This is a genomic window from Umezakia ovalisporum Ak1311 (assembly GCF_029891685.1).
GTDB classification, from domain to species: domain Bacteria; phylum Cyanobacteriota; class Cyanobacteriia; order Cyanobacteriales; family Nostocaceae; genus Umezakia; species Umezakia ovalisporum.
In genome coordinates this window covers 39,046-57,965 of record NZ_JANQDJ010000085.1, presented here as the reverse complement: position 1 = coordinate 57,965, position 18,920 = coordinate 39,046, and the positions used below count along the sequence as shown (strand labels likewise).

Here is an 18,920-nt window from a genome sequence, read left to right as displayed (position 1 = left end):
CACACTGATACCTTCCCGAACTCAGAGGTGAAACGCCGCCGCGGCAACGATAGTTTAGGGGTCGCCCTCTGCAACAATAGCTCGATGCCAGGTCTATTATTCAATACAAAAGACTCCTTACACAGGGGTCTTTCGTTTTTTTGGCGTTGTTGATTTTGCCTGAGCTAGGGGGCAAAATTATTAAATTAAAGTGTCGATGGGTTATGATTTTGACATTGACATTAAATCTTTTTTATAAGTGTGATGCCAAATATACGTAATATTCCCCAAGAAACTCCATCTGATAACCCAATATATGTTATTCATCACCTGGAATCTATGCTTGTTTCCCTTGATGACCAACAACAGGAGGTTTCTGCTGGTATTCCTGATGGTCCACAACGAATTAGAGGATTAGCTGGAACCGGAAAAACAGTTGCATTTTGTCAACGTGCAGCTAAGATTCACAAAGAACATCCTGACTGGGAAATTGCTTTTGTTTTCTTTACTCGCTCTCTGTATCAACAGATAATTTATGAAAGAATTAGAACATATTACCAGGAACTTTCAGGGGTACAAAAACCCAATTGGGATAATTTAAAGGTATTTCATGCTTGGGGTGCAAGATATAGGGAAGGTTTCTATCGTCATCTGGCTCAAAAATGTAATATTACACCTCTATCTGTTGACGATGTAAACAAGAGGATGGGTCAACCTGTTTCACCAGCAGTGGCTTTTGAATTTATTTGTGATGAGTTAGAAAGACAAATTACTAATTATCCCCAGATGTATGATGCGATTCTAATTGATGAAGGGCAAGATTTGCCACCTTCTTTCTATCGGTTGGCAAGAAATACACTCAAGGAACCTAAACGTCTGTATTGGGCTTATGATGAAGCTCAAGGTATTGGTTCATTGATGGTTCCTGACCCAGAAAAAATATTTGGTAGGAATGAGGATAGATCTTTAGTAGTAAATCTACGTGGACGGGGTAAGAATTTTAATAAGTGTTATCGTACTCCTAAGCAATTATTGATGGTTGCTCAGGCTGTTAATATGGGACTTTTAAGACCCGCAGGTGTTTTACAAGGCGTGAGTAATAAAGAACAATGGGAAAATTTGGGTTATACAATATTAGAGGGCGATTTTAGTGATTCCAGTGTTAAAGCCAAAACCCAAATTAAAATTGAAAGAGTATATGATCAAACCTCCACAAAAGACCCGAAACCTCTAGTAAATATGCATCCTATAGATCAAGATGATTTTCCTTATAAAGATGCAATTGGAGATGTTTTGACAATTAAAAGTTTTAACAATGAGGAAGATGAGCAGAATTGGATCAGTGAGCAAGTGGCAAATGACCTAAAACAAGGATTACAACCCTCAGACATTATTATTACATCTCTGTGCGGCGACCAAGAAAAAAATTATTTTAGCAATATTAAAGACGCTTTAAATAACTTTGGTATTGTGGGTTATGTTGCCGGAGTGGATGACAGTCCTGATGTTTTCCAAAAGGATGACTGTGTAACCATATCTAATATTTATCGAGCTAAGGGTAATGAAGCCTATAAAGTTTATGCTTGTCGATTTCATTGGGCAACGAAGCCCTTAGATTGGAAACAAGAAAGTGAAGTGCATAAACGAAATGAAGCCTTGGTTGCCATCACCCGGGCAAAAGTTTGGTGTGTTGTGACCGGTGTAGAATCACCCATTATTACAGAACTGCGCCAATATCAGGAACAGTTCCCCTATTTAATTTTTCCCGCCTTTAATAAAAACTCTCTTAAACGAGTCACTGACGACGAGGACGAAAAGGATGAATTGATCAATGTTTAAGGAACTGTATTAGCGCGTCCTACACAATATTACTACCCTCAAGATGATATAGTCAAAGTACACAGCTTTTCCTGTCCACTTTAAAAGATTGATCACAGACAGTGTTATTCACTGTATCGCCTTGGTGTATAAACTGAAATAGTCCCATCCCGCCGGTGAATTGTCCGGGTTTGGCTGGAACCAATTAAAATCACAGTCCGCATATCCGCTGCATCTGGTGTTAACTCTTGTAGTTGAATAACTTTGACACCTTCCCCTGGTCTGCCGAGATTTCTAGCTAATACTACTGGTGTATCTGGTGTTCTATATTGCTGTAAAATTTCTCTGGCTGCTGTTAGTTGCCAAGTGCGCTCTTTGGACACAGGATTATAAAAGGCTATGACAAAATCACCTTGAGCAGCCGCAGCAATGCGTTGTTCAATAATTGACCAGGGTTTTAAAATATCAGATAGTGAAATGGCGCAGAAGTCATGTCCCAATGGTGCGCCAATGGCCGCCGCTGCGGCTTGCATGGCGGAAATACCCGGCGCAACATGAATATCTATACTTTCCCATTCCGGTTTAGGGTTTTTATCCCACACCTCAAATACCGCCGCAGCCATTGCATAGATACCAGGGTCACCAGAGGAAACTACAGCGACATATCGCCCTGTTGCTGCCAAATCCAGGGCCATTGTCGCCCTGGTGATTTCCTCCCGGTTGTCTGACTCATGGAGTTGTTTACCCTCAGCCAGAGAGCCAATTAAGTTGATATATGTTTTATAACCCACTAAGTCAGTGGCAGATTTAAGTATTTCTCTCACCTCTGGAGACATCCACTGAGAACCACCCGGCCCAGTACCAATAATCGCTAACCGCCCTCTGGCTTGACCGATGGTGCTGGTATCAATAGGGGCGGGAGCAATGGCAATTCTGACGTGAGGACATGAGGAGGATAATCCAGAGGTGCCGGTGACTAGGAAAGCCATGGCTTGGGCGGGACTATAACCTTGTGAGATGAATTTTTCTAACTGATTTGAGGTAAAAAAGCGAATAGGTACTTTAAAGGCGTTAGCAATGGGTTCTATGGCGGTATTTGCAGCCAAGGTAATATCTGCAAAAATACCCCCTACTGATGCCGGGGCTAGGGCTGCATCTGCTAAAAGCTGTTGTATTAAGCCAACATCAACAGTATCACTGATGGTAACGGCTATAGTTCCTGGGTGATAAACAAGGCGGTCGGGTGCGGGGGTGACTAAGCGTTCTGTAACTTGGATGGTCAAATTACCATCTGGGTCTATGGGTAATTGACTATTACTCAACCAAGGAGCTGTACCTTCTAGCTTAACTTGCGCCCCAGCTAATAAATCTGAGATAAATTTCTTAGCGTCATCTGGGTTAGCTAAATGATATCCAGGCGGGGGAGATAATAAAGCTGTGCAGAAGCGAAGGTCACCTGTGGTGGTAATTGCTGGTTTAACATCCAGGACTTCTGCAATGCGTCGCGCTAAATCATTCACACCATTGAGTCCACCCAACAGGGGAACCACCGCACTTCCATCTTCAGCTACTGCTAACACTGGGGGTTCCTGTTTTTTATCAGAAAGCATGGGCGCTATGGTTCTGATGAGAATACCAGCTGCACAAATCCCAATTAAGGGTGTTCCCTGTGCGAATAATTCCCGTAATGTTTCACCAAAATTCGTGAAAGTAATATCAACCTTAGATGTGCGACCTGCCAAACCGTATAATGTCCCCCCCTGTAATATGCTGATGATTTGGCGGGCTAGTGGGACGCTGTTTTGACTGAGTACCACAATGGCAGGTGCAATCTTGATCATCATTTAATTTAATTAGATGTTTTATATTAAACCACAGATGGAAACAGATAATTTGGTGGTAATAAACCAGTTATCTATTCAGAACTGAGTTTATAAATTCACGCCATGAGCAGAACTTGTTGGTAAATTTATAATCGCTTTTTGGTGGGTATGACAATCATGGAAAAATAAGGTACTTGATTTGGATCAACTTCATCCAGAGGTATAATTCTTTGCTCTGCCATTGTTGCCCGCTCAATATATAATGCCCGTGATGCCAACCCTAACTGATGTAAAATATCTCGCACTTTGGTGAAATGGCGACCTAGTTTCATAATTGCAGCCGCATCAGTTGCTACCAAGTGTGTAACCAATTCTTCTGCTGGCATGGGGGCTGGGAGAACGGTCATAATATCGTTGTAATAAGTGAATGGTACACCCAAGGCTACAGGACAAGCCATGAGTGAGGAAACTCCCGGTACAACTTCCGTTTCGTACTCCTGACACAAACGTACATAAACATACATAAAGGAACCGTAAAAAAACGGGTCTCCTTCACATAGAACCACTACATCACGTCCTGCGGCTAGATGTTCGGCAATGGGTGCAACTTCTTGGTCATAAATAGCACTTGCTGTTTCTGGTTCCAAAGCACGGGGAAGGTGAAACAGCACCTCGATTTGATTACCGAGCAGATATTTGGAGACGATGGCTCGCGCTATGCTGTCTTTATCTACTGCTGACTGATAAGCTACCACAGGAGCAGTCTGTAATATTCTCAGTGCTTTTAATGTCAATAGTTCTGGATCACCAGGACCGACACCAATTCCATAGAGACGGCCTTTAGTTTGCATATTCATTCTTCCTTTGATGCCAGAGCATTAACTGCGGCGGCTGCCATCGCACTGCCACCACGCCGACCGTGTAAAGTTAAAAAGGGTACACCTTTGCTATTTTCTGCCAGTGCTGCTTTTGACTCTGCTGCACCGACGAATCCCACTGGAAAACCTAAAATAACCGCCGGTTTCAGCACTCCTTCTTGGAGCATTTCTAGGAGTCGAAATAATGCTGTAGGTGCATTACCAATTGCTACTACTGCCCCTTCTAAATGCAATCGCCACAATTCTACAGCAGCCGCAGATCTGGTATTACCTAAACGTTTAGCCAAAGCTGGTACTTCCACATCATAGAGGGTGCAAATAACTTTGTTGTTTGCAGGTAGTCTCTTCCTAGTAATACCTTCAGCAACCATTCGGCAATCACACAAAATCGGCGCACCTGCTGCTAGTGCGGCGCGTCCCACCTGCACCACGGTTGATGAATATCCCAATTCATTGACGATATCAATCATTCCACAGGCATGGATCATGCGTACAGCCACATTTGCTACATCTGGCGGCAGCACATCCAAATTAGCTTCTGATCTGATGATTGCAAAGGATTTACTGTAAATTTCGTTAGCGTCTCGGATGTAGTCAGGCATGGGAATATAGGAAATAGTAAATGGTAAGTGGGAACAGAAATAAACCTACTTTATCGGGAAGAATAACAGCTGCAATTGGTTAATCTCATATCGATTAACAAATTCTCCAAAGGATTCATCAGGATTTCGGCATTGAACTTTATACACTTGTAACATCTGCCCTAACAATACAGGGAGTTCGGCCACAGTTACATATTGATATAGTTGACGACCAAATTTTTGGTTGCTGTCACCTTCACCAACATAAATTTGATAGGCTGGTGAGCTTCCAGTTTCTGATTCTAGGCTGACACCAAGCAAGGTAATATCACTATTACTGTGGTGGGCGCAAGATTTTTCGCAGCCGCTAAAGTGAATATGAACAGGGTGATCCAGGCTAACATGAGTTGGCAAATATTTTGCCAATGCCAAAGCATCACCTTTAGTGTCGGTGGCGGAAGCTGCACAACCTTTATTACCAGAACAGGCAACCAATGCACTATTGATATTACTGGAGGAGAAATCTAATTTTAAAGCAGTGATTTCATTCTTAACATTGGCCAGGGAGCGCTGAGGAATGTCGGTGAGGAGTAAATTTTGCCAGGGGGTGAGCCTGAGAGTTCCACTACCGAATTCCGTTGCTAAATCAGCTAAACCCTTCATTTGCTTACTTTCTAGCCTACCTAAAGGTAGAACCACACCGATATAATATAAGCCTGGCTGACGCTGGGGATGAATCCCTATATGTCCATGGTGGGAGTTTAACCTTTGTTCTTGCAGGGGAGGGAAGAATTGTGAAGAACTCGTTGTATTGAACCGTGGATGGAGGGTGAATTTAAAAGGTAGACGTTGTTCAACTTCTTGAAGATAACTTTCACAACTTAAATGATTTAACAACTCACGCAAACGCAGCTTACGTCTACTGTTAATATCAGTATGTTCGAGATAAACATCAGCCAAGGCTGGCAAAACCTGCAAACATTCCTCCGGTGACAATACAACTCCCGTATCAATAGGTGGTTTTCCTTTGACACCAACGCTAAGATACAGACGAAAGTAAACTTGACTGTCAATTAAGACAGCAGCAAACATGATATCGTTGAGGCGATCGCACACAGAGACTGCACCACCACCATCAAAGCAAACACTAAATTTTGCCGATAGTCCTGATAGAGTGGGATGTGCGGCTATGTAATTGTCCCAATCTATAACAAAGGGACGGGTATCGATTAATTCTTGACAATCAACACCAGCAGTGGGGCTGGTCATAATATTACGAATGTGGTCAACGGCAAAATTCCGAGCACCGATACCTATACTTTGTAAATCCTGGAGAACTGTGGGATCCATTCCCGAAGGTAGCTCGCGGATTTGAAGGTTAGCCCGATTGGTGACATCAACATAACCAGGTCCGTAATTCTCTGCTATATCTGCAATCCCACGACACTGTTTACTGGAAAGAATTCCACCTGGTATTCTGATGCGTGATAGTATCCCATCTTGGGCGGGTGTATCATAAAATAATCCAGGACATGAAGCAAAAACAGACAGCAAAACAGTAACTCCTTCCCTGTGCGACGCAGGTAGTAGATAGTAAATATGTCTTGAAGACACTGCTAAGGTTGGCATTCTGACTTGGCAGGTAAAAAGTGAATGTTGTTGTTTGCCTTACCATCACAGCTGCGGCACAGTCCCGGAATTTCACCGGAGTTTCCCAACTCTCAGCTTTAGTAATTTAACATGAACAGCCAGTCATCATAATAAATTTTATATTTTTCATCAAAATAAAAATATTTTCTTAAGTATAATTCACAGACGTTGACAAGTATTCCTAGAAATTCAAGATGATGGTCTAAATACTAAATCTACACCAATGATAGCTCAAGATTCAATATTTGCCATCATTAATATTTTTGAGGTAATCAGTTGGAAATAATTACAGAATTTGATTTTAGTCTGAAAAGATTTTAGAGATTTTGCGGACTAAGAGCGTGAAAAACTCTGTCTTACACCTACAGAATATGAAAACAAGCTAAAAAAATCAGGACTTACGGAACTGGCACAAAATTTCGCTGCATTAAAGGCATTTATAGTTTATCCTTAACTGGAATAAGTATATGAATTAATAGAAATTCTCACATCAAAGGAACTTAGCTAGGGGTTGCGGATATTTACAGTATATGACACAGAAATGGCTATCAGTTGTCGGTATTGGTGAAGATGGTTTGCAGGGTTTAAGTGCCATCGCTCGTTCTTTGTTCCACCGGGCAGAAGTGATCATAGGAGGCCATCGCCACTTAGCCATGTTACCCCCACATGACCAACGGGAGAAAATAACCTGGACATCACCTATTAGTACCTCAATAGCCGAAATTATCCATCGTCGAGGTCAATTAATCTGTGTATTAGCCAGTGGAGACCCGATGTGTTATGGTATCGGTGTCACCTTGACTCAACAAATTCCCCTAGAGGAAATCACGATTATCCCTGCACCTTCAACCTTTAGCCTCGCCTGTGCCAAGCTGGGATGGTCTTTAAGTGAGACAGAAACTTTGTCTTTGTGCGGTCGTCCAGCTTCTGTGTTTCAGAGTTATATCCATCCCAAGGCTAAGTTATTAATTTTGAGCGAGGGAAAAGATACTCCAGCAATTATCGCCGAAATGTTGACAAAACGCGGTTATAGTGGTAGCAAGATTACGGTTTTAGAACATCTCGGCGGCATTCATGAAAGAGTTGTGGAAGGTACAGCAGCATCTTGGAGTGAAATTGAAATTGCTGCTTTGAATGCGATCGCAGTGAATTGTGTTGCTGATTCTGGGACTATACCTTTACCGAGATTAGCAGGATTACCGGATCATGCCTATCATCATGATGGACAATTAACCAAGCAGGAAATTAGGGCGGTTACCTTAGCAAAGTTAGCGCCCACCCCAGGAGAACTACTTTGGGATGTGGGGGCGGGTTGCGGTTCAATTTCCATCGAATGGATGCGTACTCATCAACGTTGTCAGGCCATGGCAATTGAACAAAATTCCTCTAGACTGGGGTACATAGCAGACAACGCCGCAGCCTTAGGAACTCCCCACCTAAAAATTATTAGAGGTAAAGCACCAGCAATCTTGAAAAACTTACCGACACCTGATGCTATTTTCATCGGTGGAGGAGTCACAGCAGCTAATCTTTTTGATGTCTGTTGGACAGCATTGCGGCCAGGGGGGCGGTTAGTAGCTAATGTTGTCACCATAGAAGGTGAGCAAACTTTATTTCAATGGTATGAGCAGGTTGGTGGTAGTTTGACTCGTATTGCTATCCAAAGAGCAGAACCCATTGGCAAATTTTTGGGTTGGCGAGGTATGTCACCTGTGACTCAATGGATGGTGATCAAAAATTGAAACGCAAAAGAGCGGGGAGGAGTTAGTTTGATTAAAAAACTACATCTTCGTAATTTCCCATAGAAGCAACCATGTTCACAACCTTAAGGCATAGACTTTGTTGCTGAGATTTGATTCTCAAGACAGAAGTCAATAGCCTTGGCATTTATCTAGCATACAGAAGTAAAAAAGGAAAATGTACCTCTGGGAACACATTTGTTAAAGAGAAAACATGGGGTCGTGACCTGCTATTTTACTATAATTCGTTATGTATGAACTTTTTCAGACCGCCCTAGGCAGAGAAGAAAAAAACTGTCTAAGTGAATTTATTTTGGAATTAAGTGCTGCGGGCAAAAATTACCTTTTAAGAAATGAGATTTTACATACTTTTAATGAATACTGTCAGAAATCCCAAAAGCCTCCTTACTTTTATCACTCGTCTTCCATCGGCAGGTTAATTCATAACACCCACGAAATAATTTTAGAACAAAAAGGCACTTGGTTCGTTGTTCGCCCGAAGATTGCCAGCCAAGAAATATGGAGATTAAAAGCCGATTGCTCTCGATTTGAAGAGATGACACCCCAAAAGTGGTTGGATGTAAGCGATGGCCTTGTTAACCGCCACCAACCTCACATTCTGGAAATTGATTTTCAACCATTTTCGGAAAAATCGACGAGAATTAATGACCCCAGAAACATTGGTCAAGGTTTAGCTTTTCTAAATCGTTATTTATGTGAACAACTATCTAATGACGCAAATCATTGGCTAGAAATATTATTTCAAGCATTATATGAATTGACTTATGATAAAAAACCACTGCTCATTAGCGATGGCGCAAAGCCCAGGTCCGCAGGTAATAGCATTTCTTCTGGTATAGACCTAAGCCAGCAAATTAAACGAGCGCTGAAATTTTTGCATGAGCGACCTCCTGAAGAACCCTACGCCAATTTTCGCTCTGAATTGCAACAACTTGGTTTTGAACCAGGATGGGGTAACACCTGTGGGCGCATATCAGAAACCTTAGAACTTTTAGAACAACTCATTGACAGTCCCCAACCAGCTATTTTAGAAGCCTTTGTCGCCCGTGTCCCTGCTATTTTCCGCGTTGTACTCGTTTCCATACATGGCTGGGTTGGTCAACAAGATGTTTTAGGTAGAGATGAAACACTGGGTCAGGTGATTTATGTCCTCGAACAAGCCCGCAGTTTAGAAAATAAGCTCCAAGAAGAAATCAAACTTGCTGGTCTTGACTTATTAGGTATAAAGCCCCATGTAATCATTCTCACTCGGCTTATCCCTAACTGCGAAGGTACAGAGTGTAATTTAAAGTTAGAAAAAGTCCAAGATACTGAAAATGCTTGGATATTACGCGTTCCCTTTCGCGAATTCAATCCTGATATTACCAACAATTGGATTTCTAAATATGAAATTTGGCCTTATTTAGAAACCTTTGCTATGGATGCGGAAAAAGAACTATTAGCTCAATTCCAAGGTTGTCCGAATCTGATTGTTGGTAACTACAGCGATGGTAACTTAGTAGCTTCTCTACTTTCCCGCAGATTACAAATAACTCAGTGTAATATAGCCCATTCTTTAGAAAAACCTAAACATTTATTTAGTAATCTATATTGGCAAGACTTAGAAGACCATTATCACTTTTCGGCACAATTCACCGCCGATTTGATTAGCATGAATGCCGCGGACTTTATTATTACCTCATCTTATCAGGAAATTGTCGGCACACCAGACACAATAGGGCAGTACGAGTCCTACAAGTGTTTTACCATGCCTCAGCTATATCATGTAGTTGATGGCATTGATTTATTTAGCCCCAAATTCAACATGGTACCACCGGGAGTAAGTGAAAACGTCTTTTTTCCTTGCAGCGAAAAATATCGGCGAGATGGAGAATTTACCAGAAAAATTCACAATCTAATTTTTAACTGTACACAAAAGGAAATCCTAGGACATTTAGATAGTCCTGACAAGCGACCCATCCTGGCAGTTGCACCCATTACTTTCATCAAAAATTTGACTGGACTGGCTGAATGCTTCGGTAAAAATCAGCTATTACAGGAGCATTCTAACTTGATATTTTTAACTAGTAAACTGTATCCACATGAAGCGAAAAAACCAGAAGAAGCAGCGGAAATTCAAAGATTCCACGACATAATTAATCACTATAATCTCCATGGAAAGATTCGCTGTATTGGAATGCGCCTTCCCAGCCGTGACCTTGGGGAAGCCTACAGAGTAATTGCCGATGCTAGGGGAATTTATGTCCACTTTGCCCGCTTTGAGGCCTTTGGTCGGAGCATTTTGGAAGCAATGATTTCCGGCTTGCCAACTTTCGTTACTAAATTTGGCGGTGCTTTAGAAATTATTGATGAGCTAGAAAATGGATTTCATATTAATCCTACAGACTTAGAGGGAACGGCGCATAAAATTTTACATTTCATTACTAAATGTGATAGTCAGCCGCAATATTGGGAAGAAGTTTCCCAGGCAATGATCCAAAGAATTATGAATAAATATAATTGGCAGCTAAACACGAGTCAAGTACTATTGCTGGCTAAAATATTTAGCTTCTGGAACTTTGCATTGCCGGAAAACAAGGCAGCCAAACATCGCTATATTGAAATGTTATTTTACTTAATTTTTAAATCTAGAGCCGAAAAAATTTTAGAACAACATATGCAGTATTATGTTGCCATAAAAAGTTAAAACATTTTTATAGCTAATTGGGAATTTAACATAGAGATTGACCATGAACAAAAAAAGTCCCAATCACCATTTCATCTATACAGACTCCATACTGATTGAAACTGAACTTGACCCTGATCAGTTGCATTCAAAAGAAACCGTCTTCACCATCGGCAACGGATACTTGGGAACAAGGGGTACTTTTGAGGAAGGCTATATTCGTGCACTGCCGGCTACTTTCATTCACGGTGTCTATGATGATGTCCCTATAGTTTATACAGAACTAGCCAATTGCCCCGATTGGTTACCATTGGCATTAAGTTTCAATGGTCATCACTTTCGTTGCGATTACGGAGAAATATTGGGCTATGAGAGACAACTAGACTTGCGTCAAGGTCTTCTTAGCCGTTCCGTGCGTTGGCGCAGCCCCGGTGGCAAAACCATAGACATTTACTTTGAACGCTTTGCCAGTTTAGCTGACCAGCATATATTAGGGTTGCGCTGTCAGATAACGCCGGTAGATTTTGATGGGACAATTGAAATTCAGGCTAGTATTAACGGCTATCCAGAGAACCAAGGTTTTAATCATTGGGAAGCAATTGACCAGGGTAAAACGGAACAAGGAATTTGGTTACACAGCCGAACTCGGGGATCCCGGATTGATATTGGCATGGCAGCAAGGATGGTAATATCGGGAGTAAAAACAGCCTTAGAAGCGCATACTGCTCCTGGCTACCCCACCTTAAATGCAACTTTTCTCGCTACACCACAGCAGACAGTAACAGTAGAGAAAATTGTTACGGTTTTTACCTCACGGGATACTTTGCAACCAGTGGCAGCAGCTCAAGAAAAACTCGCCTATTTACCAGATTACAGTGCCTTGCTTGAAGCCAGCACTCAAGTATGGGATAAAGTTTGGCAGTACAGTGATATCTTGATTGAGGGGGATAGTAAAGCCGCTTTTGCTGTTCGCTACAATCTTTTTCAGCTGCTAATTGCCGCTCCAAGGCATGATGAGAAAGTCAGCATTCCTGCTAAAACTCTTTCGGGTTTTGGGTATCGTGGTCATGTTTTTTGGGATACAGAAATTTTTATTCTGCCCTTTTTTACCTTCACCCAACCTGCTCTAGCACGTAATTTACTGACTTACCGCTATCACACCTTAAGTGGAGCGCGACGCAAGGCATGGCATTATGGGTATAAAGGGGCGATGTATGCTTGGGAAAGTGCTGTAACAGGTGATGAAGTCACACCACGTTGGTCACTCCCCAGCGATTTTTACGGTGAAGATATCCGGATTTGGTGTCGTGATCACGAAATCCACATCAGTTCAGACATTTCCTATGCCGTCTGGTACTACTGGCAAGCAACTGCTGATGATGAATGGATGCAAAAGTTCGGTGTAGAGATTATTTTAGATACCGCCATCTTTTGGGGTAGTCGAGTTGAATTTAATTTTGAGGAAAATCGTTATGAAATTCGTGGGGTGATAGGAGCAGATGAGTATCACGAATTCGTACACAATAACAGCTTTACAAACCGGATGGTGCAATGGCATTTAGAAAAAGCCATCATAGTTGATGATTGGTTACGTCAAAGCTTCCCAGAACGAGCTAAGGAATTAGAAGATAAACTACAACTCACCCCGGAAACAAAAAGCCACTGGGAAGATATCGCCGCTAAACTCTGGATTCCTCACCACACCTCAACGGGATTAATTGAGCAATTCGAGGGATTTTTCCAATTGCAAGATGTTAATTTAAACGACTATGAACCACGCACGCGCTCGATGCAAGCCATTTTGGGCATCGAAGAAACCAACAAGTTGCAGGTACTCAAGCAGCCAGATGTATTGATGCTGTTGTATTTGATGCGGGAATCAGCAGATTTTCCCTACAATCAAAAATCATTAGAAGCCAATTGGGACTACTACGCACCCCGCACAGATATTACTTATGGTTCATCTCTAGGACCGGCAATTCATGCAATTTTAGCTTCAGATTTAGGCAAATCGGCAGAAGCTTATGAACGTTTTATACAAGCAGCAATGGTGGATCTCGAAGACAGGCGAGGTAACACCGCCGAAGGTATTCACGGGGCTAATGCTGGTGGGATTTGGCAAGCTGTGATTTTTGGTTTTGCTGGTATTCAATTGACGCAAAGTCAACCCACTGCCAATCCCCACTTACCCCAGGGGTGGACACGCCTGAAGTTTAAACTGCACTGGCGCGGTGAATGGCATGATTTTGATCTCCGTCCCAAACAAATTACCCAGAAGAAGAGCGACAAGGAATTTCTTTTATTTTCTCCTTCATCTTTCCAAACATCCTCTAACATCCGAGGGGTAATCTTTGACCTCGATGGTGTGTTAACAGATACAGCAGAATATCACTATCAAGCTTGGCAGAAACTAGCAGATGAAGAGGGTATAGAGTTTAATCGGCAAGCTAATGAAGCTTTACGGGGTATATCTCGTCGGGCTTCCCTGATGCTGATTATTAAGAATAAAAAATATTCTGAAGCAGAAATTCAGGAGATGTTAGAGCGTAAAAATAGATACTACGTGGAAATGATATCCAACATTACACCCCAGGATGTGTTACCAGGTGCGATGGCTTTACTGGATGAGTTAAGAGCAAATAACATTAAAATCGCCATTGGTTCAGCCAGCAAAAATGTGCAGATGGTTGTAGAACGGTTGGGAATTGCTGATAAAGTTGATGCCATGGCAGATGGTTATAGTACACCACAAGCAAAGCCTGCACCGGACATCTTCCTGTGTGCAGCGGACAAACTAGGACTTCCACCAAAGCAATGTGTGGTGATTGAAGATGCTGCTGCGGGGGTAGAAGCTGCTCTAGCCGCTGGTATGTGGGCAATAGGCTTAGGACCATCGGAACGAGTGGGTGCGGCTCATATTGTTTTACCTAGCCTAGCAGGTGTGAGGTGGCTAGAGTTGCAAGACCAATTGAGAGAAACTGATCCACAAAAACAATAAATTGACAAGTTTTTTCCAGGATAAGATTTTATATCTATTCAATTAAAAATATTCCTGAGCAAGCAATTAAGTATATCTTGGATACATTTACCAAAATTTTCAGCTTCACGGATGATGACCATCCAGCAACAGAGGTTCAACCTTTTGAAGGCTATCCTCTTGGCCACAGAAATAATTGAAATCATAGTTAAACATTGTTTTAACCAAGTTTATCGAGTTATCAACAATGTTAAACATTGAAGTCAGGCAAATTTTCTTGCTTCTCAGAGTTACTCTGGGTTGAGAAAAGTTTTTATTTGATAAATGTTGATTTAATAGCATCACCAGCTTCCTTAATTTTCTGCACAATCGGTTCTTGATTATGCAAAAACATACGCGCACAATTGCGTCCTGGAATTCCAGAAATTGAACCACCAGGATGAGTTCCGGCACCAGTAAGATATAAATTCTGAATGGGGGTTTGATAATTAGCTAATTCTGGCAACGGACGAAAACAAAGCATCTGTTCTAAACTCATGTCGATATGGTAGTAGTTACCCTTGTAAGATCCGAGACGTTCTGCTAATTCAGGGGGGCTTTCCACATAACTGGCAATGATTGAATGTTTGAGGTTGGGGGAATACTGAGCCAGTTTATCAATTACTCTGTCTGCAACTTTGTGTTTTAGTTCATCTGTCCAACCAGTACCTTTTAACCCTGTACCTTCTGCACCTGCAATTTGATAAGGGGCAAAAAACTCTATCCAGAGTGTATGCTTTCCTGGTGGTGCCATTGAAGAGTCTAGAGCTGTAGGCATCACGAGATACATGGAGGGGTTTTCGTCAGGAATTTTGCCAAAAGTAATTTGACTATGAGCTTGTTCCACGTGGTTGACAGAATCTGCAATCAGAACCGAACCCATGAGATAATTATCTTGGTGGTTGTGATGTATAAAATGCAATGGTGCGGATAAAGCGCAATCAATTTTGAGGATGGTTTCATTGTTGTTCACAATGCGACGATGTAATCTTGCCCGCAAATTCCCATCAGCACTATCTACATCGCCAGGATCCACTAGTTGCAGAAATAAGCGTTTGGCATCAATACTTGAGATTACCCCTTTTTTGGCTCGATATTCTTGACCACCAGTTACGCACACACCCACAGCTTTACCATTATCTACCAAAACTTTTTCTACTTTTTGTTCGGTGAGGATAACACCACGTTTATGAGTTACCAATTTTACCAAAGCTGCAATTAGTGCGCCACTACCGCCACGGGGTCTAGCCATCCCAGGATGATGACGCAACATCATCATCATTGCCCCAAAGGACATGGCTTTTTGGGAGGGAGGAGAACTGAGTTCTGCTGAGAGTCTGGCTAAAGGCGCTTTGACAAACTCAGAATCAAAATACTCGTTAATATTATCTATGGCGCTAGTAAGTAAGGTACGCAGTAAATCAAGGGTTGTATAAGATCCCCCCAACATGGAAAACAAGTCTTGCAGATGAGTCAGATTATAATTGCCAGCGATATCAACAATTGATTTGGGTGCTGCATTGAAGTAGGGAGTCACTGCTTGGATGAAACGTTGCCAAAAGTCAGCATATTCAGCGTACTTTTGAGCATCACGTTCACTATAACGGGCAATTTCCGCACAAGTCTTTTCTATAGATTTATGAGCTAAAAAATACTTACCATCAGGATGGGGGCAAAAGACCACGGGATCGCAATTCAGGTATTCTAAACCGTACTTATACAGTTCTAATTCTTGGATGACAGGCCCTAGGAAAATAAACAGATGGTTAATAGCGCAAGGGTTAAATTTAAAACCAGGTGCTTGATTAGGCATTAGTTCTTCAGTTGTGGAACCACCACCGGGGAGCCATCGCCTTTCCAATAACAAGACGCTATAACCAGCTTTCAGCAGGTAGCCAGCGCAAACTAACCCATTATGACCAGCGCCAATAATTACAACATCATAGGCTTCCATAACTACATCTAGGGAAGTAAAGTATATTTCCTGATGTTAGAAGCTACCGTAATGATCTAAATCTTTCGTGGGTTATATGATTTTTTTCTTGATAAAGAGATTTAAACCAATGCTTTTAGCAGGGCCTGTAGTTTCAGCTGCACCTCGGCAAACTCTTTATCAGGATCAGAACCCGCGACGATACCAGCACCAGCATACAGTCTAGCGCGATCGCCATCTATTAATGCTGAACGAATACCAACTATAAACTCGCAGTTACCGCTAGCATCTATCCAACCCAAAGGCGCAGCATATAACCCCCTCTCAAAGGTTTCGTAACGACGAATTTCTGCACAAGCAAAATCTCGAGTTGCACCGGCAACGGCTGGGGTAGGATGGAGTTGAGAGACTATCTTTAACGGGTGGATGTTGCCAGGAACCATGGCAGTAATTGGTGTCCATAAATGCTGAATGTTAGATAATTGTCTCAGGCGCGGTGCTAATACCTGGGGTAACAAACCTAGCTTGGTTAGACGTTGAGTAATGAAATCAATTACCAGAGAATGTTCGTGTCTTTCTTTTATACTATTTAATAAGCGATTGGCATGAGCAGCATCTTCTGCAGGTGTTTTACCTCTGGGTGCGGAACCGGCTAAAGCATCAGAGACTAAGTTTTGATTGTGAATACTAATTAATCGTTCTGGACTGGCACCAATAAAGTTTTGCCCTTTACCATTGCTGGTAGAAAAAATATAACAATTCGGATGTATTTGGCGGAGATTGTTTAATGATTGAAATAAATTAAAAAATTTGCTTGACCTCACATCTAAGGCATTTGCTAGCACAATTTTACTTAAATAGCTAGAACGAATTTTTTCTACAGCAGATCCAACTGCAAATTTAAAATCTTCACCATTAGTTACAGATTGTTTGCTAAATTTGGTTGGTAACTTTTCCAAATTTGGAGAAGAATATTCTATGGACTGAATTTGTGAAATTTTCTCATGCAACTCCTGGAGGATATTTTCCAGGTTTACACTGGGTTTGATAATTATATTGTTAACTAATATGCAGTGTTTATTTTTGACGGCTATTTGCCAACGAGGGAGAAAAATTGTAGCAGATGGAAATGGATAATCTATTTGGGAATTTTGATCAAAAAAGCTGAAATAACAAAAAAAGTGAGGTCCGGCGAAACTTGTCTCAGTTGTACCAAAGTTTATTATCTTTTTTTGACAAGATTTGATAAAATCTTCAGCTTGATTAAAACGCTCTTTTCCATCAATTTCTAACTTTGCTACAGTATCAATGGCTGCAATCGCTTCTCCTTTACCCTGATTCTCAAAGTAACAATTTATTTCATTTGGTTGCGTAAGTTTATTTAATATAAGTAAGGGATCTACCCAGTCAATAGCAAGGGAAATACTGACAATGTGCCGAGAATTATTCTTAAGGCAATTTTCCTGAAGGTTTAACAGAAAATAGTATAGTTCTTTGTGGTGGACAAAGAAGTTGCTGCGACATGGTAAAACTGTCATGGATCTAGCAATAGTAAAGTTTTTTTAAGTTAACTTTCTAAAGTGTTATTAAACGTGGTCGTATTTCTACAGGTAACACATTCAGTTGCCACTTCACCAGAGTATGGTTTGCTTTATTTATGGTGCTCCCAGAGGCTGAACAGATATGCCTAGTTTTGCTTTGCAGCTAAGACAATTTACTAACGAGAGGTTAGATAGTAGAGGATGGCGTAAATAGCACAAACATTTCCAGTGGAGCAAAAGGCTATTATATGAGCTTTTTGACTTTTGACTGCCCCCTAGGACTGGTGGTGTCTCTCGAAACTGTAAAATTTTATGTATAAGTAAAGTTACTGTAATCTCATTAATTACGACTGATGACTACAAAGCAGGTTGCAAATCCTCAAATTAAATTATGGATAGCGGCAATTAAACCGCCTATGTACAGTGTTGCTATCATGCCCATTTGGGTAGGAACAGCAGTAGCTTTTGCAGAAACAAGGAATTTTAACTTAGGAATATTTTCTACTTTTATAGCTGCGGCAATTTTAATTTTAGCTTGGGAAAATATTAGTAATGATGTCTTTGATTCAGAAACAGGAATTGACAAAAATAAACATCATTCTTTAGTGAATTTAACAGGGAATAAGCTATTAATATTTTGGTTAGGAAACTTGTGTTTAGCTGCGGGCTTATTGGGAATAATCGCCATTGGTATTTGGCAAAATGACCCCACTGTCATCGGTTTAATTTTGCTGTGCTGCCTATTGGGTTACACGTACCAAGGGCCTCCTTTTCGCTTAGGATATCAGGGGTTAGGGGAAATTATTTGTTTTTTTGCCTTTGGCCCTTTGGCGATGGCAGCAGGATATTACAGCCAAACTCAAAGTTGGTCAACCACTAGTTTGGCAGCCTCGGTGATTGTGGGCATTGCCACCAGCCTAATTTTATTTTGTTCACATTTTCACCAAGTTAAGGATGACATAGCTGCCGGCAAGCGATCGCCTGTTGTCCGTTTGGGTACGGCAAAAGCAGCCCAAGTCCTCTATTGGTTTACTGGGAGTATTTATCCCCTGATTTTGCTATTTGTTTTGTGGGGAATTTTCCCAGTTTGGACTTTAATGAGTTGGCTGAGTTTACCCTATGCTTTCCAGTTATGTCGCCACGTTCAACAAAATCATCATCTACCGGAAAAGGTAAGTAATTGCAAGTTTATTGCGGTTAATTTACATTTTTTCTGTTGTTTGCTCTTGGGTTTAGGGTTTATTTTCGTGGGTGGATAAGATTGAGTGGCAAAGAG

11 protein-coding genes and 1 riboswitch are annotated in these 18,920 nt (G+C 41.4%); of the genes, 5 read left to right on the top strand and 6 right to left on the bottom strand.

The window, feature by feature from the left end; translation table 11 throughout:
* The first annotated feature begins 243 nt into the window (after positions 1 to 243).
* Complete coding sequence (locus NWP25_RS16845; protein ID WP_280699837.1) at positions 244 to 1,818, top strand: DEAD/DEAH box helicase; 1,575 nt, start codon at positions 244 to 246, stop codon at positions 1,816 to 1,818.
* A gap of 104 nt (positions 1,819 to 1,922) precedes the next feature.
* Here NWP25_RS16845 and cobJ read toward each other — a convergent pair whose 3' ends face one another.
* The 4 genes from cobJ to cobG form a co-directional block, all read right to left on the bottom strand.
* Positions 1,923 to 3,641: a precorrin-3B C(17)-methyltransferase gene (gene cobJ, locus NWP25_RS16840; protein WP_280650519.1), complete on the bottom strand. Its 1,719-nt coding sequence runs from the start codon at positions 3,639 to 3,641 to the stop codon at positions 1,923 to 1,925.
* Positions 3,642 to 3,766: 125 nt separating this feature from the next.
* Entirely contained in the window at positions 3,767 to 4,471 is a 705-nt protein-coding gene (locus NWP25_RS16835) for a precorrin-2 C(20)-methyltransferase (protein WP_280650518.1), read from the bottom strand.
* Between the two features lie 2 nt (positions 4,472 to 4,473).
* Positions 4,474 to 5,100: a precorrin-8X methylmutase gene (locus NWP25_RS16830; protein ID WP_280656363.1), complete on the bottom strand. Its 627-nt coding sequence runs from the start codon at positions 5,098 to 5,100 to the stop codon at positions 4,474 to 4,476.
* Between the two features lie 45 nt (positions 5,101 to 5,145).
* Positions 5,146 to 6,708: a precorrin-3B synthase gene (cobG, locus tag NWP25_RS16825; protein ID WP_280699835.1), complete on the bottom strand. Its 1,563-nt coding sequence runs from the start codon at positions 6,706 to 6,708 to the stop codon at positions 5,146 to 5,148.
* Positions 6,695 to 6,805, bottom strand: a riboswitch (adenosylcobalamin-variant (AdoCbl-variant) riboswitch). It overlaps the preceding gene by 14 nt.
* Before the next feature lie 454 nt (positions 6,806 to 7,259).
* Between cobG and cbiE the strand changes: the two genes are divergently transcribed.
* The 3 genes from cbiE to pgmB all read left to right on the top strand — a co-directional run bounded on the left by cbiE (position 7,260) and on the right by pgmB (position 14,152).
* The gene (cbiE, locus tag NWP25_RS16820) at positions 7,260 to 8,471 is read left to right on the top strand and encodes a precorrin-6y C5,15-methyltransferase (decarboxylating) subunit CbiE (protein WP_280650515.1); all 1,212 of its coding nucleotides are present in this window, start codon (positions 7,260 to 7,262) and stop codon (positions 8,469 to 8,471) included.
* Positions 8,472 to 8,718: 247 nt separating this feature from the next.
* Positions 8,719 to 11,175, top strand: coding sequence for a sucrose synthase (locus tag NWP25_RS16815; RefSeq protein WP_280650514.1), 2,457 nt, complete (start codon positions 8,719 to 8,721; stop codon positions 11,173 to 11,175).
* 43 nt (positions 11,176 to 11,218) lie between these two features.
* A complete protein-coding gene (gene pgmB / locus NWP25_RS16810) occupies positions 11,219 to 14,152 on the top strand; it encodes a beta-phosphoglucomutase (RefSeq protein ID WP_280699833.1) in 2,934 nt (977 codons plus the stop codon).
* Between the two features lie 292 nt (positions 14,153 to 14,444).
* Here pgmB and crtO read toward each other — a convergent pair whose 3' ends face one another.
* Both crtO and NWP25_RS16800 read right to left on the bottom strand, forming a co-directional pair.
* Complete coding sequence (gene crtO / locus NWP25_RS16805) at positions 14,445 to 16,151, bottom strand: beta-carotene ketolase CrtO (protein ID WP_280650524.1); 1,707 nt, start codon at positions 16,149 to 16,151, stop codon at positions 14,445 to 14,447.
* Positions 16,152 to 16,225: 74 nt separating this feature from the next.
* A complete protein-coding gene (locus NWP25_RS16800) occupies positions 16,226 to 17,641 on the bottom strand; it encodes an isochorismate synthase (protein ID WP_280650512.1) in 1,416 nt (471 codons plus the stop codon).
* A 356-nt stretch (positions 17,642 to 17,997) separates the two neighbouring features.
* On the opposite strand from NWP25_RS16800, the gene menA reads away from it, so the two are divergent.
* Positions 17,998 to 18,903, top strand: a complete 906-nt coding sequence (gene menA / locus NWP25_RS16795) for a 2-carboxy-1,4-naphthoquinone phytyltransferase (protein WP_280650511.1) — start codon at positions 17,998 to 18,000, stop codon at positions 18,901 to 18,903.
* Positions 18,904 to 18,920 lie beyond the last annotated feature (17 nt).

Excerpts from the sequence above, each read along its gene's own strand:
- NWP25_RS16845 (WP_280699837.1), top strand. The coding sequence starts at position 244 with ATGCCAAATATACGTAATATTCCCCAAGAAACTCCATCTGATAACCCA.
- cobJ (WP_280650519.1), bottom strand. The coding sequence starts at position 3,641 with ATGATGATCAAGATTGCACCTGCCATTGTGGTACTCAGTCAAAACAGC.
- NWP25_RS16835 (WP_280650518.1), bottom strand. The coding sequence starts at position 4,471 with ATGCAAACTAAAGGCCGTCTCTATGGAATTGGTGTCGGTCCTGGTGAT.
- NWP25_RS16830 (WP_280656363.1), bottom strand. The coding sequence starts at position 5,100 with ATGCCTGACTACATCCGAGACGCTAACGAAATTTACAGTAAATCCTTT.
- cobG (WP_280699835.1), bottom strand. The coding sequence starts at position 6,708 with ATGCCAACCTTAGCAGTGTCTTCAAGACATATTTACTATCTACTACCT.
- cbiE (WP_280650515.1), top strand. The coding sequence starts at position 7,260 with ATGACACAGAAATGGCTATCAGTTGTCGGTATTGGTGAAGATGGTTTG.
- NWP25_RS16815 (WP_280650514.1), top strand. The coding sequence starts at position 8,719 with ATGTATGAACTTTTTCAGACCGCCCTAGGCAGAGAAGAAAAAAACTGT.
- pgmB (WP_280699833.1), top strand. The coding sequence starts at position 11,219 with ATGAACAAAAAAAGTCCCAATCACCATTTCATCTATACAGACTCCATA.
- NWP25_RS16800 (WP_280650512.1), bottom strand. The coding sequence starts at position 17,641 with ATGACAGTTTTACCATGTCGCAGCAACTTCTTTGTCCACCACAAAGAA.
- menA (WP_280650511.1), top strand. The coding sequence starts at position 17,998 with ATGACTACAAAGCAGGTTGCAAATCCTCAAATTAAATTATGGATAGCG.